Below are 18,970 nucleotides of genomic sequence, written 5' to 3'. Positions count from 1 at the left end.
CGGGCTCCTCCAACGAGCGCACCGCACCAGTCAGCGACCGTCGCTCGTGCTCGGCCACCACCTCGTGCGCCACCTCGCGCACCGCGTCGACGTCCGTCTGCGGGTCGAGCCGCCGAGAAGTCGCGTCGATGACCAGGACCATGACAAGAACGGAGCGATCTGTGCCGGGGCCGCCCGCCGAAACTGTGGACAAGTGGGACGGATGGACGGTCGCAACCCGCGTCAGGAGCCCCGCACCTCGTCGACGACGTCGCGGAGCAACGTCGGGGTGACCTCGGCCGACGCGATCCGCGCGGCCAGCCGTCCGCGGGTGTCGAGCACCCACGTACCCGGGACGGCCTGGACAGGGAGCACCTGGCTGAACCGCAGGGCAAGACGACTGTCGCGGTCGACCAAGGTCGGGTACCGGACCCCGAAACGCTCGTTGAAGGCTCGCGCAGCGGCAGGCGAGTCCCGCGCGAGAAGACCGATGAAGGCCACGTCCGACGGCGCCTCATCGGACACTCTTGCGAAGACCGGGGCCTCCTTGCGACAAGGAGCGCACCACGAGCCCCACCAGTTCACGACGACGACCTTGCCGCGGTAGCTGTCCAGGTCGACCGGTGCACCGTCGAGCGACTTCCCCTCGACGCCGTGGAGCACCTCGCGCTCGCTCGGGCGGAGGATGGTCACCCCCGCGCTCGCATCCCCGCTCTCAGCGCCCGCACAGCCCGACAGGAGCAGCGCGCACGCCATCACCGCCACGACACTCGCCTTCACCTGCAACCTCCAGAAGGACGTCGACCCTGCTCCGCACGTTCGCTCACCGTCACAGGGACTCTGCCAGCGAAGACTGCACGGCGACACACACCGCTCGCGAGGTGGTGTGTCCGCCCCAGGAGCGGATCGTGCTTCGGACGCTGATGCCGGCGCCGCCCCGGTCGTCACGTCGTGCAATCACGGCTGGTCAAGCGTGTCATCGCTCACGTACAGTGGAAGTCGGACTGCGAAAATGACCCGTTCGGGCTAGAGCGCAGGTGATCGCGGTCCGGGAGCATGTCCTCTGGGAGTGGGGAGAAGTGGAAGACATGGTGACGACCACACGCGTGGTGCAGCCGTCGTTCGACGACGACGCCCTCGTTCCGCACGCCTACCTGCGCAGCCTCCTCAGCGAGGCCGCCACCCTCGCCCCGCGCGAAGGCCTCGCCGACGTGCTCACGCTCGTCACCGCAGCCGTCGAGGACTGCGCGCTCACGCCCGACGTCGCGTTCTCGCTCGGCCAGCAGCTGCGCCTCGTCATCGGCGCCCACCCCGCCGACGGCGACCTCGACGCCCACCTGCTGCTCCACGCCCTGCTCTCGGAGCTGATCGAGGTCACCAGCCTCGTCGACGGCGTGCACCTCGACGACCTCGAGCCGCTCGTGCAGCACCTCGTCTCCATCGGCGACCTCGCCGAGGCGCAGCGCACCACCCGCCTCGCCGACGCCACGCGCGCCCGCGTCCGCGCGCTCGAGAGCAGCATCGCCGCCGACCTCGGCGCCGCCTGACCCGCACGCAGCCCGCTCACAGGAACCACACAGGTTCCGCACGGACAGGCGACGGACAGGCCCTCCACACTGGACCCATGACCGCGCCCCTCACCCGCGCCGACGGCACGCCCCTGCGCGTCCTCGTCGTCGACGACGAGCCCAACATCGCCGAGCTGCTCATGATGGCGCTGCGCTACGAGGGCTGGGACGTGCGCACCGCCGCCACCGGACGCGACGCCGTGTCCACCGCCCGCGAGCATGCCCCCGACGTGATCGTCCTCGACTGGATGCTGCCCGACGTCGACGGCCTCGAGGTCCTGCGACGCGTCCGCCAGCACGACGACCGCGTCCCCGTCCTCTTCCTCACCGCGCGCGACGCCGTCGAGGACCGCGTGGCCGGGCTCACCGCCGGCGGCGACGACTACGTGACCAAGCCGTTCAGCCTCGAGGAGGTCGTCGCCCGCGTCCGCGCCCTCGTGCGACGCACCGGCGTGCTCGAGCAGCGCTCCGACCACGTCGTCACCGTCGGCGACCTCACCCTCGACGAGGACAGCCGCGACGTCACCCGCGCCGGCACCCCCATCGAGCTCACCGCGACCGAGTTCGAGCTGCTGCGCTACCTCATGCGCAACCAGCGTCGCGTGCTCAGCAAGGCGCAGATCCTCGACCGCGTGTGGAACTACGACTTCGGCGGCCAGGCCAACGTCGTCGAGCTCTACATCTCCTACCTGCGCAAGAAGATCGATGCCGGCCGCGAGCCGATGATCCACACCAAGCGCGGCGCCGGCTACGTGCTCAAGCCCGCCGAGACCTCATGAGCCTCACCCGGCGGCTCGTCCTCACCGTCGTGGTGCTCGTGGCCACCGCGAGCCTGCTGGTCGCCGCGGCCGCGACGCTGCTCATGCGCAGCTCGCTCACCGACCGCCTCGACGCCCAGCTCGCGCAAGCCATGGACCGCGCCAGTACCGAGGCGCGCGGCAACCCGCTCGGACCCGGCGGCGGGACGGGTGGGCCCGGCGGACGCGTCGACGTCGTGTGCGGCGAACGTCCCCGACCACCCCTCGGGCAGGCCGCCGGCAGCCTCACCGCCGTGTACACCGCCGACTGCGCCAGCGGTGTACAGATCACGTCGAGCGGGAGCCTGCGCGGGCTCTCCACCACCGCGCTGCAGCGCCTCGGCGGCGTCGACGCCGACGAGACGCCCCGCACCGTCGACCTCCCCGGCCTCGGGTCGGTGCGCGTCGCCGCCACCACCACGCCCGACGGCACCGTCGTCGTGCAGGGGCTGCCCACCGACGACGTCGACCAGACCCTCACCCAGCTGCTGTGGTGGGAGGTGCTGCTCACCGTCGCCGGCGCCGCCGTCGCCGCCGGGGTCGGGGCGGCCCTCGTGCGCCGCCAGCTGCGCCCGCTGCGCGACGTCGCCGCCACCGCCCACGAGGTCTCGGCACTCCCCCTCGACTCCGGCGAGGTCGGCCGCACCGCCCGGGTGCCAGACGCCCTCACCGACCCCGGCACGGAGGTCGGTCAGGTCGGCGAGGCGCTCAACCGGCTGCTCGGGCACGTCGAGGGCGCGCTCGACGCGCGGCACGAGAGCGAGCAGCAGGTGCGCCAGTTCCTCGCCGACGCGTCGCACGAGCTGCGCACCCCGCTCGCCACCATCCGCGGCTACGCCGAGCTCGGTCGACGCACCGGCACCGACCAGCTCGCCAAGGTCGAGGAGGAGGCCCAGCGCATGTCGACCCTCGTCGACGACATGCTGCTGCTCGCCCGCCTCGACGCCGGACGCCCGCTGGAGCGGGAGCCGGTCGACGTGAGCCGGCTCGTCGCCGAGGCCGTCGCCGACGCGCAGGTCGTCGACCGCGAGCGACGCTGGCGGCTCGCGCTGCCCGACGTCGCCGTGGAGGTGCCCGGCGACGCCATGCGGCTGCACCAGGCCGTCACGAACCTGCTGCGCAACGCCACCCGGCACACCCCGCCCGGCACCGAGGTGACCGCACGGGTCGACGTCGACGACGCCACCGTGCGGATCGAGGTGCACGACGACGGTCCTGGCCTCTCCCCCGACCTGCTGCCCGTGGTGTTCGAGCGGTTCACGCGCGGCGACTCCTCGCGAACCCGCGCGTCCGGCGGCGCCGGCCTCGGGACGTCGCTCGTCCGGGCGATCGCGGAGGCCCACGGCGGCGGGGTCGAGGTCGAGAGCCGCCCCGGCAGCACCACGTTCCGCATCACGCTGCCTCGCTCCTGAGTCGCGACACCACTCACAGACGACCCACAGCGCGACGAGACGAGCACCCCAGCGGGGCCGCCCAGCATCGACGTCATGCACCCGACGACGACGCTCCGCGCGGCATCACGACCCGCCGAGCCACCCCACGCCCCTACCCAGCGCGACACCGCCACCCGGCCCCTCACCCGCCTCTGGCGCGGACGCCCGGAGGACCACCCCGCGGCCCGCCCCGCCCTGCTGCTCCTGCTCGCAGCGACGGCAGCGCTCTACCTGTGGGGCCTCGGCGCCTCCGGGTGGGCCAACTCGTTCTACTCCGCCGCCGCGCAGGCCGGCTCCGCGTCGTGGAAGGCGATGTTCTTCGCCTCCTCCGACGCCGCCAGCTCGATCACGGTCGACAAGACACCGATGTCGCTGTGGGTGATGGCCCTGTCGGTGCGCCTCTTCGGCCTGTCGTCGTGGAGCATCCTCGTGCCCCAGGCGCTCATGGGTGTCGCGACGGTGTGGCTGCTGCACGGGACGGTGCGCCGGACCACCGGCAACGCCTGGGCCGGTCTCGCCGCCGGTCTCGTCCTCGCCCTCACCCCGGTCGCGACGCTGATGTTCCGCTTCAACAACCCCGACGCCCTGCTCGTGCTCCTCCTCGTGGGCGCGACGGCCGCGACGCTGCGCGCCCTGCAGGACCCGGCCCGCGCGGTGCGCTGGCTCGTGCTCGCAGGCGCCCTCGTCGGGTTCGGCTTCCTGACGAAGATGCTGCAGGCCTTCCTCGTCCTGCCGGCGCTCGGCGGCGTCTACCTGCTCGCGGCCACTGTGCCGTTCTGGCGTCGCGTCGGGCACCTGCTCGTCGCGTTCGCGTCGATGGTCGTCGCGGGCGGCTGGTGGGTGCTGGCCGTCGAGCTGTGGCCCGCGTCGAGCCGACCGTGGATCGGCGGCTCGCAGCACAACTCGATCCTCGAGCTGACGCTCGGCTACAACGGCCTCGGACGGCTGAACGGCGACGAGGTCGGCTCCGTCGGCGGCGGCGGTGGTGGCGCCGGCGGTGGCATGTGGGGCCAGACCGGCCTCACGCGGCTGTTCGACGCCGAGATCGGCGGCCAGGTGGCGTGGCTGCTGCCGGCAGCGCTGCTGCTGCTCGGGCTCGGCCTCTGGTTCACGGTGCGCTCCGGCCGGGGCTGGCGGTCCGCGCCCCACACGGCGGGCCTCGTCGCCTGGGGTCTCTGGCTGCTGGTCACGGGCCTGACGTTCAGCCTCATGGCCGGCATCTTCCACGCCTACTACACGGTGGCCCTGGCTCCCGCGATCGGCGCGGTCATCGGCATCGGCGGTCACCTGCTCTGGCGCCACCGCACCGAGCTGGTGGCGGTCGTCGGCGCCGCGGTCGTGCTCCTCGCGACCACGGCCATGGCGGTCGTCCTGCTGCGCCGTGCCGACGGGTTCCTGCCATGGCTCGCGCCCACCGTCGCGGTCGCCGGCGTGCTCGTCACCGGCGCGCTCGTCGCGCTGCCGGTCGTCCGGCGTCGACTCCCCTACCGCGCCGCACGGCGCCTCGGTCTCGGCCTGGCGGGCGCCGCCGTCGTGACCATGCTCGCCGGACCTGCCGTCTACGCGGTCGACACCGCCGCCTCGCCGCACACCGGCTCGATCCCGACCGCCGGCCCCGACACCGGTCGCGGTGGACCTGGCGGCTTCGGCGGCGGACGTCCTCCGGGCGGCTTCCCCGGAGGTCGCCCCGGCGCGACCGGCAAGCAGGGTGCGCCGCAGGGCGCGCCGCAAGGACAGGGCTTCCCCCAGGGTCAGGGCTTCCCGCAGGGCCAGGGCACCACCCAGGGACAGAGCTCGGCGCAGGGCCAGACCGGCACCGGGCAGAACGGCCCGACCGGCGGAGCGGGCGCCGGTGGCCTGCTCGAGGGCTCGACCTCGTCGGCCGAGGTCGACGCGCTGCTCACCCAGGACGCCGACTCCTACACCTGGGTCGCCGCCGCCGTGGGCTCCAACAGCGCCGCCGGCTTCCAGCTGTCCACCGAGGAACCCGTCATGGCGATCGGCGGCTTCAACGGCTCCGACCCGTCGCCCACGCTGAGCGAGTTCAAGCAGCTCGTGGCCGACGGGGAGATCCACTGGTTCATCGCCGGCGGCGGCGGTGGCGGACGTGGCGGGCCGGGCGCGAGCGGCAGCACGAGCACCGAGATCCAGGAGTGGGTCGAGGCGACGTTCACCGCCACCACCGTCGACAACACCACGCTGTACGACCTGTCGGGCGGCGTGCAGTGAGCGCCGTGATGGAGCCGACCACGTCGCCGGCGCGTCGGCTCGGCACGCTCGACGTGGTGATCCCGGTGTTCAACGAGGAGCGCAGCCTCGTGGCGTCGGTCGAGGCGGTCGTCGCGCACCTGGATGACCTGCCCCTCGTCTCGACGGTGACGGTGGCCGACAACGCCAGCACCGACCGCACCGGCACGCTCGCCGACCAGCTGGCCACCCGGCACCCCGGCGTGCGGGTCGTGCACCTGGAGGAGAAGGGGCGGGGTCGCGCGCTGAAGGCGGCGTGGTCGAGCTCGGACGCCGACGTCCTCGTCTACATGGACGTCGACCTCTCGACCGACCTGAACGCGCTGCTGCCCCTCGTGGCGCCGCTGCTCACCGGCCACTCCGACCTGGCCATCGGCAGTCGGCTCGCCCGGACGTCGCGCACGGTGCGCGGACCTCGGCGCGAGATCGTCTCGCGCGGGTACAACTACCTGCTGCGCGGTGCGATGCGGGCCCGGTTCAGCGACGCGCAGTGCGGCTTCAAGGCGATCCGTCGCGACGTCGCCGACCGGCTCCTGCCCCTCGTGCACGACGACGCCTGGTTCTTCGACACCGAGCTCCTCGTGGTCGCCGAGCGGTCGGGGCTGCGCATCCACGAGGTGCCGGTCGACTGGGTCGACGACCCCGACAGCAGCGTCGACGTGCTCCGCACCGCGCTCGACGACCTGCGTGGCATGGCACGGCTCGGCTGGTCGCTCGTCCGCGGCCGCGTGCCCGTGGGCGAGGTCGCCGCAGAGCTCGGCCGCGTCTCGCGCCAGGGTGCGGCCGGCGGGCTCTCCGCCCAGCTGGCCGGGTTCGCGGTGGTCGGCGTCCTCTCGACCCTCGCCTTCGCCGTCCTCTATCTCGGGCTGCGCGGACCCCTCGGCGCACAGGGCGCCAACGTGGTGGCCCTGCTGCTCACGACGGTCGCGAACACCGCCGCGAACCGGCGCTTCACGTTCGGCGTCCGTGGTCCGGGCGGTGCCGCCGTCCACCAGCTGCAGGGCCTGGTGGTGCTCGGAGCCGGTATCGCCGTCACGAGCGGCGCCTTGGCGCTGCTGCACCAGCTGGCCGGCACGCAGCACCGTGGGCTCGAGGTGGTGGTGCTCACCGCGGCGAACCTGCTCGTCACCGTGGGCCGGTTCGTGCTCATGCGCGGGTGGATGTTCCGGCGAGGCGCGGCCAGGACCGGGTGAGCCGACACGCCCCGGCGCGCGCGGTTGTCCCGCAACCAGCGATCCGCAAGGATCGACGTGTGATGCCGCGCTTCGTCCGCCGTGCCCTGGCCGTGACCTCGGCCCTGCTCGCTCTCGGGGTCGTGGGCGTCGTCGGGGTCGAGCCGGCCGCCGCGGAGGAGCCCGTCGACGTCAGCGGCCAGATCACCGACCGTGCCGACGCCCTCGGCGCCGACCGTCCGCAGGTCCAGGCCGCGCTCGACCGCTACTACCGCGACACCGGCCGTCAGCTGTTCGTCGTGTACGTGCGCACGTTCGACGGGCTGACGGGCGCGGAGTGGGCGACGCGCACCGCCGAGCGGTCGGGCCTCGGCCGCACCGACGTGCTGCTGGCCGTCGCGCTGGAGTCGCGGTCCTACGGCTACGACGCCGACAGCGACGAGCTCTCCGACGCCGACCTGGAGAAGGTCGACCGCGAGTACATCCTCCCGGCCCTGCGGCAGGACGACTGGGCCGGTGCAGCCACCGGCGCCGCCCGGGGGCTCACCGACGTGGACCGCGACACCGGCATCCCGTGGGGCTGGGTCGTCGGCGGCACGGCTGTCGTGGCCGCCGGTGCTGCTTACGGGGTCCACCGCTCCCGTCGACGCTTCGACCACACGCACCCGGTGGTCGACGAGCACGGCCAGCCGGTCGACCCGGCGGCGATCCTCGACGACGACGAGCTCGAGGCCGCCGTCGCGGAGGCGCTCGTGGTGGTCGACGATGCGCTGCAGACCGCCGACCAGGAGGTCGGCTTCGCCGAAGCCCAGTTCGGCGAGGCCGCCGCAGCCGACTTCCGGCGCACGGTCGTGGAGGGGCGGGCCACGTTGCGCGAGGCGTTCACGCTGCGCCAACGGCTCGACGACGCCGAGCCCGAGACCGACGCCGAACGTCGCGTGCTGCTGTCACGGGTGCTGCACCTCTGCGACACGGTCGACGACGCGCTCGATGCCCAGGTCGAGCGCCTCGACGCGCTGCGCGACCTGCAGACCCGCGCGCCCGAGGTGGCCGACACGCTGCAGCAGCGCCTCGATGCCGTCGTCGCGCGGCTGGCGCCCACCGCCGAGACTCTCCGCGCGCTCCAGTCCGAGCACGCCGGCAGTGCGCTCGCCGCCGTCTCCGGCAACGTCATCCGCGCGGAGTCGCTCACGCGCAGCGCCACCGAGCAGCTCAGCCAGGCCCGCGCGGCGCTCGGCGGGTCCGACCACGCGACCGCGGCCGTGCGGCTGCGCACCGCTGAGGAGGCCACGGGCCAGGCCGTCGCCCTGCTCGACGCGGTCGACACCGCACGCGACGACCTCGCCCACGCCGCCGACGCGGCCGACGACCTGCTGGCCCAGGTGACGGCCACCGTCTCCGCGGTCTCCACCTACGTCGAGACGCACCGTGGCGCCGTCGGCAGCACCGCCCGCACGCGGCTCTCGGAGGCAGGCCGCCTGCTCGATGCCGGACGCCAGGCCGTCGACAGCGACCCCGAGGAGGCGACGCGCACGCTGGAGCGCGCCGCCGGGCTCGTGAAGGAGGCGCAGACGAGTGCCGAGGCCGACGTGGCCGCCTGGCGCGCGTCGTCGGCGCCGAGCGACGACCTCTCCCTGGGCGGGATCCTCGGCGGCCTGGCCATGGGGTCGGGCAGCCGTGGACGCGTCCGACGCTCCGGCCGGACGACCCGCTCGAGCCGCCGCACCGCCAGCCGCCGCACCCGCAGTCCCCGCTCCACCAGCAGACGGAGCCGTCGCAGCGGCGGCGGACGGTTCTGACCCCCGACCCCACCCGCACGTCCCACCGGAAGAGAGAGCACCATGGCCCAGAAGCAGTCGATCCTCGGTCGTATCGCCCAGCTGACCCGCGCGAACGTGAACGCGATGCTGGACAAGGCCGAGGACCCCGAGAAGATGCTGGACCAGCTGGTCCGCGACTACACCAACAGCATCGCCGAGGCCGAGGACACCGTGGCCCAGACCATCGGCAACCTGCGGCTCGCCGAGGCCGACCACGCCGAGGACGTCGCCGCCGCCAAGGAGTGGGGCGCGAAGGCGATCGCCGCGTCGCAGAAGGCCGACGCCCTGCGCACCGCCGGCCAGCCGTCGGAGGCCGACCGCTTCGACCAGCTCGCCAAGGTCGCGCTCGGCAAGCAGATCGGCTTCGAGAACGAGGCCAAGACGGCCGCCCCCGCGATCGCCCAGCAGAACGAGACGGTCGAGAAGCTCAAGACCGGGCTCGTCACCATGCGCAGCCGGCTCGACGACCTCAAGACCCGTCGCGACCAGCTCGTCGCACGACAGAAGACGGCCGCCGCGCAGGCCCAGGTGCAGCAGGCCGTCGGCTCCATCAACGTCCTCGACCCCACGAGCGAGCTGTCCCGCTTCGAGGAGAAGGTGCGCCGCGAGGAGGCCCGCGTGGCCGGGCACGCCGAGCTGCAGGCCTCGAGCCTCGACGCGCAGTTCGAGGAGCTGGAGGCCGACACCACCCAGCTCGAGATCGAGGCGCGGCTCGCGGAGCTCAAGGGCCAGCTCGGCACGTCGTCGGCGCCCCAGGTCGAGTCCGCGCCCGAACAGCCCGCCTCCTGAGCGCAGAACTGCAAGGATGACGCCATGAAGATCAACGAGACCCACTCCTACGGCGACGCCGACGTCGAGGCCGTGTTCGGCCTCATCTCCAGCGAGGCGTTCCGCACCGAGGCTGCCGAGGACGCCGGCGCGAGCGACATCGACGTCGACGTCACCGAGTCCGGCGGGGCCGTGACGATCACGATCGTGCGCACCCAGCCCGCCGAGATGCCCGACTTCGTCAAGAAGCTCACCGGCGACACCGTGAAGGTCAAGCAGACCGAGAAGTGGAGCCCGCCGGAGTCCGACGGCAGCCGCAAGGCCGACGTGAAGGTCAGCATCATCGGCCAGCCCGCCGAGATGCTGGGCACGGCCGTCCTGGAGGCCAAGGGTGGTGGCACCTCGTTCACCGTCGCCGGCGACGTGACGGTGAAGATCCCGTTCATCGGCAAGAAGATCGAGCCCGAGGTCGCCAAGGCGATCAAGGGGTCGCTCAAGCACGAGGTCGAGCTGGGCAAGACCCGCCTCTGACCCCCGCGGGACCGCCCCGCCCGCGGTCCACGCACGAGGGCCCCCGACCGTGCAGGTCGGGGCCCTGCTGCGTGGTGCGCGGCTCAGCCGAGCAGGCCGAGGACCGTCTCGAGCTCCTGCGGGGCGTACCAGGCGAGGTTGCCGCTGCCGTCGGCGTCGACGTGCAGGGCCTCGACGTCGGCGAGGGTCACGTCGGCGGTCGACCCGTCGGCCGACTGCGCCACCTCGGCCACGACCACGACCGGACCGTCCTCCGCCGCGGCCTCCAGCGCCTCGAGCTCGTGCTGCTCGTCGTCGGACTCCGCCGCGACGACCTCACCGTCGAGCGGGCTGCCGTCGCGCAGGGCGCGCAGCCGCTCGGCGTCCACCCCGACCCACACCCGAACGCTCATGCCTTCCTCGGCTTCTGCCGGCCCCGCGGGGCCCGACCCCGCCGGGGTCCGACGGTCTCCACCAGCTCCTCCAGGGCCTCCTCGATGCACTGCCCCAGGACGTCGACGTCGGGCACGGCCTCGCGGTCGGCGACGATCCCGAAGAACACGCCCCCGTGGTACGACGTGACACCGATGGACACGACGCGCTGGTCGATGAGCGGGATCGCCGGGTACACCTCGGCCACCTGCTCCCCCGCCATGTAGACGGGCTCCTGCGGGCCGGGCACGTTGGTGATCGTCAGGTGGTGCCCGCGCGACGTCTCGGTCGCGGCGACGCGTGCGCCGACCGCGTGGAACGTCGACGTGGCGAAGCCCGGCAGGCTCGCCAGCTGGTTGGCGGCGACGGCGGAGCCGGTCTCGCGGTGGTCCTTCAGCGCGTACGACACCTGGTGCAGGCGCACGACCGGGTTCGTCTCGCCCACCGGGAGCGAGAGCAGGTGCCCGCGCACCTTCGAGCCGAGCGAGGTCGGCAGGCCGTCGTCGGCCGCGACCGACATCGGCACCATCGCGCGGAAGCTCGTCTTCGCGGTGACCGGCTCGGCGCGCGTCAGCATCCAGCCGCGGATGCCGCCGGTGATGACGGCGAGCACGACGTCGTTGACCGTGCCACCGTGCTGGTCGCGCACCCGGCGGTACTCCTCGAGGCAGGTCGAGACGGTCGTGAACCGGCGGTGGCGCGACAGCGTGCCCGAGAGGACGCCGCGCTGCGACGGCGCGCCCGCACCGATGACCGGCAGGTGGCGCGCGACGCGTCCGACGTTCATCTCGGCGATCCGCAACGCCTCGCCCGGGTGGCGCACGTTGCGCTCCAGCGTGGCGGCGACGACGCCGAGCGGACCCGGCCGCGGGTGCGGGTTCCAGTCCTCGTGCGGGATGTCGCGGACCCGGTCGGTCTCCTCCAGCAGCACCTGCGCGAGGTCGATCGTCTCCGAGCCGTCGACGAGCGCCTGGTGCGCCTTGAACAGCAGCGCCACGCTGCCGTCCTCCAGGCCCTCGATGAGGTAGAGCTCCCAGAGCGGGCGGTCGAGGTCGAGGCGACGGGCCACGAGCCGACCGACCAGCTCGTGGAGCGCGTCGCGCGTGCCCGGGCGGGGCAGCGCGGACCGGCGGACGTGCAGGGAGATGTCGAAGTCCTCGTCGTCGGTCCACAGGGGCGTGCCGAGCGCGCCCGGGACCTTGCGCGGCACCTGGCGGTAGCGCGGGACGATGTCGAGCCGTTCGTTGATGACGCCGATGAGTCGGTCGTAGGTGAGCGAGCCCCCGGGCTCCAGGATCGCCAGCGAGGCGATCTGGCGGGGCACGTCCGGGCTGTCCAGGTTCAGGAACATCGCGTCCAGAGGACTCAGGCGCTGCATCTCACTCCTCGCAGATCCCGACGAACCTACCACCGGTATCGACGTCCGGCGTGCGGCGTGGTTCACGTCGTGGGTGCGGCGAGCGTCACGGGACGGACGCGGGTCACGAGCGTCGCCAGCGTCTGGACGGAGGCGACCAGCGCCGACCTCGGGTCGACCTCGGCAAGGGTCGCCCCGCGCAGCGCGGCGGTGTCGACCGTGGGCCCGTCCTGCGGCAGCGCGGCGAGCGGGCGGACGCCGGCGAGCCGGTGGACCGTCGAGGCCAGCTGCTCCACGCTCCACCCGATCGAGTCACGCACCTGGTTGAGCACCACGACCGGCTCGTCGGGCACCAGGTCGCGCAGGTCGTGCAGTCCCCGGACCAGACGGGTGAGCCCGACGGGGTCGGCCCGACCCACCACGACGACGACGTCGGCGACCTGGAGCGCGGTGACGGTGGCCTGGTCGCGACCACCGCCCGGCCCATCGGGCGCCTCGAGGCAGGACGCGACGTCGACGACGACCGCGTCGTGCGTGTCAGCCAGCCGTCGCAGCACGCGCTCGAGGGGCGCCGCCCGCACGTGCACCCACATGTCGGGGCGAGGCAGCCCGGTGAGCACGGCGAAGCCGTCCCGGACGACCTGCAGGTGCTCCTCGACCTGCTCCTCGTGGCCCTGGTTCGCCACGCGACAGGCCGCCATGAGGCCCGACACCTCGTCGAGCAGCCCGAGCTGCTGCGCCTGGGCGCCGCCGCTGGTGTCGGCGTCGACGAGCACGCAGCGCCGGCCGGTGCGCGCCATCGCGTCGGCCAGCGCGAGGGCCACGGTGCTGCGCCCGGGCGCGCCCTGCGGCCCCCACACGGCCACGACCAGGCCGTCACGCGGCGGCTCCGCCGCGTCGCGCGTCCCTCCGGGCGGCTCGTCCGCGGCGGGTCCGTCGTCGGCGCGCAGCCGGACCGTCCGCAGCGCCGAGACGACGTCGTCGCTCGCGCCCACGGCGTCGGCGCCCAGGGCCGACGCGCGGTCGGCGGGTCCGAGCCCGACGACCCGCACGCCGGCGGCGCGGACGGCGCGCACGGTCTCGACGTCGAGCCCCGGCACCGACAGGTCGACCGCGGCCACGGCGACGTCGCCCGTCTGCGCCACCGCGACGAGCTCCGCGACGTCGACGCACCGACGCACGAGCTGCAGGTCGGGCGCGGCCTCGACGGCCCGTACCGCTGCCGCCTCCCAGCCTGCACCGGCGGCCGCCAGCACGACCCGTCGCGGCGGGGAGGAGGTCACGAGCGCCGCACGATCGTCACGTGGCCGGACGTCAACCGGGCCAGCGTGGCGCCGTCGAGGTCGGGGCCGACGTCGACGAGCACGGTGCGCGCACCCCCGGACGCCCCGACGGCCCCGGCCCGCACGACGGCGACGCCCTCGAGCAGCAGCCGCGCCGGACCGGAGTCGGTCGCGACGGGGTCGCCGTCGGGCGACGGACCGACCCAGACGTCGACCCGCTCCCCCGCGCGCAGGTCGTCGGGCGCAGCCCCGAGCGCGACGGACAGCGGCAGCTCGGCGGTGGCCGTCGCGCCGTCGGCGACGAGGTCGGCACGGCCGACGAGGGCACCCTCGGCACCGGCCCGCGACCACTGCAGCGCCTCGAGCCGACCCGGAAGCGCCTGGTCGGTGCGCAGCAGAGCACCGGCGGCGTCGCCGTCGACCCGGGCGCGGGTCTCGACGAGGTCGCCGCGCCGGACCGGGTCGCCCGCCTCCACGTCACGGGCCAGCGCCCAGTACGCCTCGGTGTCGTCGGCGGCCGCGACCACGGACGCGCCGAGCACCGTCGCGCCGAGCACGAGCAGCACCCCGAGGACCAGCCGCGGGTCCGTCCAGGGCTGCTGCCTCAGCCGCGCGGCGGGCCCGCCCGACGCCCCCACCGGTACCGCACCGCTCCTGCTGCCGTCGCCACCTGGCCGTGGCCCCCGCCCGATCGCCATGGCCCGTTTCTACTGCGATGGCAGCGATGTCGTCCAGCACGGGGGTGTGGATCGGGACGTCCGTCCACAGCCCCGAGACGGTCACGGCCGGTGACACCAGGCCGTGGGAGCATGGGCCCATGTCCGATGCGACTCCTCGGTTCCTCACCCTCGCCGACGTGGCCGAGGTGCTGAACGTGACGGTGCGCCAGGTGTACGCGTTGGTGCGCTCGGGCGAGCTGAAGGGCATCCAGATCGGCGGACGGAACCAGTGGCGGGTCGAGAACGACCAGCTCGAGGACTACATCCGCCGCCAGTACGCCCGCGCCGAGCAGGCCGTCGCCGACCAGCCCGACGACGTCACGCGCTGACGGCGACCAGCCCCGGCAGGCTCATCGGCCCACCAGCTCACCGGCCCAGCGTGACCACGGCGAGGGCGCGCAGGGGCACGAGCAGGTCACGCTCGGCCGTGCGCAGCACGACGCCACCGTCGACGACCCGCACCACCTGCGCGCGCAGCGTCGCGCCGTCGGTCCTGACCACCCGGACCTCGTCGCCGTCGTCGCGCAGCCGGCGGAGCACGTGCGGCCAGCCCAGCCGGGCGTCGACCGTGGACGGTGCCGGAGCGCGGCCGTCGGTGCGCACGCCGGTCACCGCGTCGATCGCGACCACGTGCTCGACGCTGCCGGCGTCGAGGCGCACGAGCCGGTCGTTCGCGAACCGGACCTCGCCGGCCAGCCGACCGGCGCCCAGCAGCTCCAGCTCCACGTGACCGCCGAGCAGCGAGCGCCACGGCGTCCGTGACCACTCCTCGTCGCGCAGCTCCGCGACCAGGGCGTCGCGCTCGAGGAGGGCGTCGTCGTCGAGCGACGCCTCGAGCTCGGCGAACAGACGCTCCCAGCGCATGCCAGCACCGTACCCCCGTCCCATCCCCGGCCTCACCTGTGCACGAGGCCTTGACCTCATGCGTCTTCCGACCTTCGATGTCATCAAACGTCGTCAAACGTCAGGAAACAGCATCATGCGTCTTCGGTGGTCCGGTCACCTGTGCTGGCTCGTCTCGGTCCTGGTGCTCCTCGTGCGGGTTCCGTCCGTGGAGCGCACCGTCGCGGGCCTGGGAGCATCGTCGTTCCCGACGGCGCTCACCTCCCTGCTCGAGCTCGTCCTCCTCACGATCGCGGCCTGGGCCGCCGTCGCGCTCGGCCTCGGTCTCGTCGGCGGCCGCGCGGCGGTCGTCGCGGCGCGGCTGCTGCCCCGTGCCGTCCGCGGCGCGCTGGTCGCCGGCGTCGTCACCACGCTGTCGGTCGGCACGGCGCACGCCGCTACGTCGCCGTCGCCCGACCCGAGTCCCGCCGCATCGACGCTCGACGGCCTCGTGCTCCCCGACCGCCCCGCGTCGGAGGTCCACGACACCCCGCCGGTGGGACCGCCGACGCAGCCGGCCCCCGACACCGTGGTGGTGGCTCCAGGCGACTCGCTCTGGAACATCGCCGCGTCACGTTCAGGCCCCCGCGCGAGCGTCGCCGACGTGGCCACGTCGACGGAGCAGTGGCACCAGGAGAACCGCGAGGTGGTCGGGCCCGACCCGGACCTGCTCCAGCCAGGACAACGCCTCACGGCACCGCGGGAGCCGGCATGAGGACGTCGACGGAGCTCCGCTCCCCCGCCCGGTTCGTCACCGACGAGGACGCCCTGCCGGCGCAGCTCCCGCTGCCGCTGCCCGGCTCGCCCACCTCGGTCGTGCCGGTGCCGCAGACCCGCGACGGGGAGGAGCTGGCCCGACAGCTGCGAGCACCGCTGGCCCGGTTCATGCAGGGCGTGACCGAGGTGCTGTGCGGCGGACGTCCCGCCCGGCAGCTGTCGGCGTGGATGACGCCCGACGCGTACCGCGCGCTGGTGACGGCGCTCGTGCGGCAGGGTCGCGTCCCGACGCGTCAGGACCGTCGACCCGCGGGCGGTCGACTCGCGTCGGTGCACCTGTCGGTCGTGAGCGAGCGCGCCGTCGAGGTCACGGGCCGCATGGTGCACCGCGGACGTTCGCACGCGATCGCCGTCCGGCTCGAGCTCGTCACCTCGCCGCGCGGTCGCGCGGTGTGGACCTGCACCGCGCTCGAGTGGGCCTGACCCCACCGGGCGACACGACGAAGGGCCCGCACCGTCGAGACGGTGCGGGCCCTTCCACGTCGGCGAGGCCGGTCAGCGGTTGCGCTTGCGCGACTGGCGCGCCGCCTTCGACTTCTGCCGTGCCTTCGACTTCTGGTTGGCCTGGCGCTGCTTGTCGCCGGCCGGCTCCTCGGTGTCGCTGTGCACCTCGACGTCGCCGTCCTCCGACGGGGCGGAGTAGGACAGCTTCTGCTCGCCCTTCGGCTCCAGGCCCTTGGCCTGCAGGTGCGGGTGCTCCTCGTCGTCGGCCGGGGTCTCCTCGACCTGGACGTCGAGGTTGAACAGGAAGCCGACGGACTCCTCGGCGATGCCGTCCATCATGGCGCTGAACAGCTCGTAGCCCTCGCGCTGGTACTCCACGAGCGGGTCGCGCTGGGAGTAGGCGCGCAGGCCGATGCCCTCGCGCAGGTAGTCCATCTCGTAGAGGTGCTCACGCCACTTGCGGTCGAGGACGCTGAGCACCACACGACGCTCCAGCTCGCGGGTGACCGGGGCGCCGAGCTCCTCCTCGCGACGGTCGTACGCCGTCAGCGCGTCGGCGGTGATCGTCTCGACGAGCGACTCGCGCGAGAGCGCCTCACGGCCGCCCGCCTCGTCCTCGACCTCCTCGATCGTCAACGACACCGGGTAGAGCGTGCGCAGCGCGGTCCACAGCTGCTCGAGGTCCCACTGCTCGGGGAAGCCCTCGGTGGCACCGTTCACGTAGCCCGTGACGGTGTCGGTGATCATCGTGCGCACCTGGTCCTCCAGGTCGGCGCCCTCGAGCACCTTGCGCCGCTCGCCGTAGATGACCTCGCGCTGGCGGCTCATCACGTCGTCGTACTTGAGGATGTTCTTGCGGGTCTCGAAGTTCTGCGCCTCGACCTGCGTCTGGGCCGACGCGATCGCGTTCGTGACGCGCTTGTTCTCGATCGGGACGTCGTCGGGGATCTTCATCGTCTGCAGGACCCAGTTGACCCAGTCGGCCTTGAACAGGCGCATGAGGTCGTCCTCGAGCGACAGGTAGAAGCGGGTCTCGCCCGGGTCACCCTGACGGCCGGACCGACCACGCAGCTGGTTGTCGATGCGGCGCGACTCGTGGCGCTCGGTGCCGATGACGGCGAGGCCGCCGGCTGCCTGCACCGCCTCCTTCTCCTCGGCGACCTGCGCCTCGATGCGCTCCAGCGTCGCCGGCCAGGCCGCCGAGTACTCCTCGGCGTTCTCGAGCGGGTCGAGACCCTGCTTGCGCAGCTCGGCGTCGGCCAGGAACTCGACGCTGCCGCCGAGCATGATGTCGGTGCCTCGACCGGCCATGTTGGTGGCGACGGTGACGGCGCCGCGGTGACCGGCGACGGCGACGATCGCGGCCTCGCGCTCGTGCTGCTTGGCGTTGAGCACCTCGTGCGGGATGCCGCGCTTCTTCAGCAGCTTGGACAGCCGCTCGCTCTTCTCGACGCTCGTGGTGCCGACGAGGATCGGCTGGCCCGTGGCGTGGCGCTCCTCGATGTCGGCGACGACGGCGTCGAACTTGGCGGCCTCCGTGCGGTAGACGAGGTCGGGCTGGTCGATGCGCGAGACCGGCTTGTTGGTCGGGATCGGGACGACGCCGAGCTTGTAGGTCTTGTCGAACTCGCTCGCCTCGGTCATGGCCGTACCGGTCATGCCGCCGAGCTTGTCGTAGAGGCGGAAGTAGTTCTGCAGCGTGATGGTGGCGAGCGTCTGGTACTCCTCGCGGATGCGCACGCCCTCCTTGGCCTCGATCGCCTGGTGCAGGCCCTCGTTGTAGCGACGTCCGTCGAGGATGCGTCCGGTGTGCTCGTCGACGATGATCACGTTGCCGTCGATGACGACGTAGTCCTTGTCGCGCTTGAACAGCTCCTTGGCCTTGATGGCGTTGTTGAGGAAGCTGATCAGCGGGGTGTTGACCGCGTCGTAGAGGTTGTCGATGCCGAGCTGGTCCTCGACCTTGTCGATGCCCTCCTCGGTGACGGAGACGGTGCGCTTCTTCTCGTCGACCTCGTAGTGGGTGTCGATGCTCATCGCGCCGACGATCCGCGCGAACTCGCCGTACCACTTGACCTCGTCCTCGGTGGGGCCCGAGATGATGAGCGGCGTGCGCGCCTCGTCGATGAGGATGGAGTCGACCTCGTCGACGATGGCGAAGTTGTGGCCGCGCTGGACGCAGGCCGCGATGTCGTCGGCCATGTTGTCGCGCAGGTAGTCGAAGCCGAACTCGTTGTTCGTGCCGTAGGTGATGTCGCACGCGTAGGCGTCGCGACGCTCTGGCGGCGTCATGTTCGGCAGGATCATGCCGACGCTGAGGCCGAGGTAGGTGTAGACGCGGCCCATCCACTCCGCGTGGTAGCGCGCCAGGTAGTCGTTGACGGTGATGACGTGGACGCCCTTGCCCGACAGTGCGTTGAGGTAGCTGGGCAGGGTCGCGACGAGGGTCTTGCCCTCACCGGTCTTCATCTCGGCGATGTTCCCGAGGTGCAGCGCGGCACCGCCCTGGACCTGCACGTCGAAGTGCCGCTGGCCGAGCACGCGGCTGGCCGCCTCGCGCACCGTCGCGAACGCCTCGGGCATGAGGTCGTCGAGGGTCTCGCCCTGGTCGAGCCGCTCCCGGAACTCGGCGGTCATGCCGCGGAGCTCGTCCTCGCTCATGGCGCGGAACTCGTCCTCGAGGGCGTTGACCTGCTTCGAGATCGCGGCGAGCTGACGAAGGATCTTGCCTTCGCCGGCGCGGAGGATCTTGTCGATGACCTTGGGCACGGTGGACGCACTC

Annotated in this window: 18 protein-coding genes; 11 read left to right on the top strand and 7 right to left on the bottom strand. The window is 73.1% G+C overall.

The annotated features are described in order from the left end of the window. Positions 1-222: 222 nt before the first annotated feature. Positions 223-672: a TlpA family protein disulfide reductase gene (locus Aeryth_RS05150; RefSeq protein WP_158509179.1), complete on the bottom strand. Its 450-nt coding sequence runs from the start codon at positions 670-672 to the stop codon at positions 223-225. 395 nt (positions 673-1,067) lie between these two features. On the opposite strand from Aeryth_RS05150, the gene Aeryth_RS05145 reads away from it, so the two are divergent. The 8 genes from Aeryth_RS05145 (at position 1,068) to Aeryth_RS05110 (ending at position 10,315) form a co-directional block, all read left to right on the top strand. After that, positions 1,068-1,526, top strand: a complete 459-nt coding sequence (locus tag Aeryth_RS05145; RefSeq protein WP_144433674.1) for a hypothetical protein — start codon at positions 1,068-1,070, stop codon at positions 1,524-1,526. A 77-nt stretch (positions 1,527-1,603) separates the two neighbouring features. Then, on the top strand, positions 1,604-2,326 hold the full coding sequence (locus Aeryth_RS05140; RefSeq protein ID WP_067855528.1) for a response regulator transcription factor: 723 nt from the start codon (positions 1,604-1,606) through the stop codon (positions 2,324-2,326). Continuing rightward, positions 2,323-3,756, top strand: a complete 1,434-nt coding sequence (locus Aeryth_RS05135) for a sensor histidine kinase (protein WP_067855525.1) — start codon at positions 2,323-2,325, stop codon at positions 3,754-3,756. Before Aeryth_RS05140 ends, Aeryth_RS05135 begins: the two co-directional genes overlap by 4 nt. Positions 3,757-3,831: 75 nt before the next feature. Beyond that, positions 3,832-6,006, top strand: a complete 2,175-nt coding sequence (locus tag Aeryth_RS05130; protein WP_067855522.1) for a glycosyltransferase family 39 protein — start codon at positions 3,832-3,834, stop codon at positions 6,004-6,006. An 8-nt stretch (positions 6,007-6,014) separates the two neighbouring features. Beyond that, positions 6,015-7,217 carry a glycosyltransferase gene (locus tag Aeryth_RS05125; RefSeq protein ID WP_067861367.1) on the top strand — a complete coding sequence of 401 codons (1,203 nt, stop codon included), beginning with the start codon at positions 6,015-6,017 and terminating at the stop codon, positions 7,215-7,217. Positions 7,218-7,279: 62 nt separating this feature from the next. After that, a complete protein-coding gene (locus Aeryth_RS05120; RefSeq protein WP_144433673.1) occupies positions 7,280-8,995 on the top strand; it encodes a TPM domain-containing protein in 1,716 nt (571 codons plus the stop codon). A 42-nt stretch (positions 8,996-9,037) separates the two neighbouring features. Continuing rightward, positions 9,038-9,805, top strand: a complete 768-nt coding sequence (locus tag Aeryth_RS05115) for a PspA/IM30 family protein (RefSeq protein ID WP_067855516.1) — start codon at positions 9,038-9,040, stop codon at positions 9,803-9,805. Between the two features lie 24 nt (positions 9,806-9,829). Next, positions 9,830-10,315 (top strand): DUF2505 domain-containing protein, encoded by a 486-nt coding sequence (locus Aeryth_RS05110; RefSeq protein WP_067855513.1) that lies wholly within the window; start codon positions 9,830-9,832, stop codon positions 10,313-10,315. Positions 10,316-10,398: 83 nt separating this feature from the next. Here the strand turns inward: Aeryth_RS05110 and Aeryth_RS05105 are convergent, their stop codons facing one another. From Aeryth_RS05105 to Aeryth_RS05090, 4 genes are all read right to left on the bottom strand, one after another. Then, complete coding sequence (locus tag Aeryth_RS05105; protein WP_144433672.1) at positions 10,399-10,707, bottom strand: hypothetical protein; 309 nt, start codon at positions 10,705-10,707, stop codon at positions 10,399-10,401. Continuing rightward, positions 10,704-12,104 (bottom strand): WS/DGAT/MGAT family O-acyltransferase, encoded by a 1,401-nt coding sequence (locus tag Aeryth_RS05100; RefSeq protein WP_083516270.1) that lies wholly within the window; start codon positions 12,102-12,104, stop codon positions 10,704-10,706. The genes Aeryth_RS05105 and Aeryth_RS05100 overlap by 4 nt, the downstream gene beginning before the upstream one ends. A 62-nt stretch (positions 12,105-12,166) precedes the next feature. Beyond that, entirely contained in the window at positions 12,167-13,366 is a 1,200-nt protein-coding gene (locus Aeryth_RS05095) for a CpaE/TadZ family protein (protein ID WP_067855505.1), read from the bottom strand. After that, the gene (locus Aeryth_RS05090) at positions 13,363-14,064 is read right to left on the bottom strand and encodes a hypothetical protein (RefSeq protein WP_144433671.1); all 702 of its coding nucleotides are present in this window, start codon (positions 14,062-14,064) and stop codon (positions 13,363-13,365) included. The genes Aeryth_RS05095 and Aeryth_RS05090 overlap by 4 nt, the downstream gene beginning before the upstream one ends. 119 nt (positions 14,065-14,183) lie before the next feature. On the opposite strand from Aeryth_RS05090, the gene Aeryth_RS05085 reads away from it, so the two are divergent. After that, positions 14,184-14,414: a helix-turn-helix domain-containing protein gene (locus Aeryth_RS05085; RefSeq protein ID WP_067855500.1), complete on the top strand. Its 231-nt coding sequence runs from the start codon at positions 14,184-14,186 to the stop codon at positions 14,412-14,414. A 37-nt stretch (positions 14,415-14,451) separates the two neighbouring features. Here Aeryth_RS05085 and Aeryth_RS05080 read toward each other — a convergent pair whose 3' ends face one another. After that, entirely contained in the window at positions 14,452-14,949 is a 498-nt protein-coding gene (locus Aeryth_RS05080; RefSeq protein ID WP_067855497.1) for a hypothetical protein, read from the bottom strand. Positions 14,950-15,064: 115 nt separating this feature from the next. Here Aeryth_RS05080 and Aeryth_RS05075 point away from each other — a divergent pair, with 115 nt between their 5' ends. Beyond that, a complete protein-coding gene (locus tag Aeryth_RS05075; protein ID WP_067855494.1) occupies positions 15,065-15,682 on the top strand; it encodes a LysM peptidoglycan-binding domain-containing protein in 618 nt (205 codons plus the stop codon). Then, positions 15,679-16,167 (top strand): Rv3235 family protein, encoded by a 489-nt coding sequence (locus tag Aeryth_RS05070; RefSeq protein ID WP_067855492.1) that lies wholly within the window; start codon positions 15,679-15,681, stop codon positions 16,165-16,167. The genes Aeryth_RS05075 and Aeryth_RS05070 overlap by 4 nt, the downstream gene beginning before the upstream one ends. A 72-nt stretch (positions 16,168-16,239) precedes the next feature. Here Aeryth_RS05070 and secA read toward each other — a convergent pair whose 3' ends face one another. Continuing rightward, complete coding sequence (gene secA / locus Aeryth_RS05065; protein WP_067855489.1) at positions 16,240-18,957, bottom strand: preprotein translocase subunit SecA; 2,718 nt, start codon at positions 18,955-18,957, stop codon at positions 16,240-16,242. Positions 18,958-18,970 lie beyond the last annotated feature (13 nt).

It is taken from the genome of Aeromicrobium erythreum (genome assembly GCF_001509405.1).
GTDB lineage: Bacteria > Actinomycetota > Actinomycetes > Propionibacteriales > Nocardioidaceae > Aeromicrobium > Aeromicrobium erythreum.
This window is presented reverse-complemented; position numbering and strand designations above follow the sequence as displayed.

What these genes read in the sequence shown, in the direction of transcription:
- Aeryth_RS05100 (WP_083516270.1), bottom strand. Translation starts at nt 12,104, where the DNA reads ATGCAGCGCCTGAGTCCTCTGGACGCGATGTTCCTGAACCTGGACAGC.
- Aeryth_RS05070 (WP_067855492.1), top strand. Translation starts at nt 15,679, where the DNA reads ATGAGGACGTCGACGGAGCTCCGCTCCCCCGCCCGGTTCGTCACCGAC.
- Aeryth_RS05130 (WP_067855522.1), top strand. Translation starts at nt 3,832, where the DNA reads ATGCACCCGACGACGACGCTCCGCGCGGCATCACGACCCGCCGAGCCA.
- Aeryth_RS05115 (WP_067855516.1), top strand. Translation starts at nt 9,038, where the DNA reads ATGGCCCAGAAGCAGTCGATCCTCGGTCGTATCGCCCAGCTGACCCGC.
- Aeryth_RS05075 (WP_067855494.1), top strand. Translation starts at nt 15,065, where the DNA reads ATGCGTCTTCGGTGGTCCGGTCACCTGTGCTGGCTCGTCTCGGTCCTG.
- Aeryth_RS05125 (WP_067861367.1), top strand. Translation starts at nt 6,015, where the DNA reads ATGGAGCCGACCACGTCGCCGGCGCGTCGGCTCGGCACGCTCGACGTG.
- Aeryth_RS05120 (WP_144433673.1), top strand. Translation starts at nt 7,280, where the DNA reads ATGCCGCGCTTCGTCCGCCGTGCCCTGGCCGTGACCTCGGCCCTGCTC.
- Aeryth_RS05110 (WP_067855513.1), top strand. Translation starts at nt 9,830, where the DNA reads ATGAAGATCAACGAGACCCACTCCTACGGCGACGCCGACGTCGAGGCC.
- Aeryth_RS05135 (WP_067855525.1), top strand. Translation starts at nt 2,323, where the DNA reads ATGAGCCTCACCCGGCGGCTCGTCCTCACCGTCGTGGTGCTCGTGGCC.
- Aeryth_RS05080 (WP_067855497.1), bottom strand. Translation starts at nt 14,949, where the DNA reads ATGCGCTGGGAGCGTCTGTTCGCCGAGCTCGAGGCGTCGCTCGACGAC.
- Aeryth_RS05140 (WP_067855528.1), top strand. Translation starts at nt 1,604, where the DNA reads ATGACCGCGCCCCTCACCCGCGCCGACGGCACGCCCCTGCGCGTCCTC.
- Aeryth_RS05145 (WP_144433674.1), top strand. Translation starts at nt 1,068, where the DNA reads ATGGTGACGACCACACGCGTGGTGCAGCCGTCGTTCGACGACGACGCC.
- Aeryth_RS05085 (WP_067855500.1), top strand. Translation starts at nt 14,184, where the DNA reads ATGTCCGATGCGACTCCTCGGTTCCTCACCCTCGCCGACGTGGCCGAG.
- Aeryth_RS05105 (WP_144433672.1), bottom strand. Translation starts at nt 10,707, where the DNA reads ATGAGCGTTCGGGTGTGGGTCGGGGTGGACGCCGAGCGGCTGCGCGCC.
- Aeryth_RS05090 (WP_144433671.1), bottom strand. Translation starts at nt 14,064, where the DNA reads ATGGCGATCGGGCGGGGGCCACGGCCAGGTGGCGACGGCAGCAGGAGC.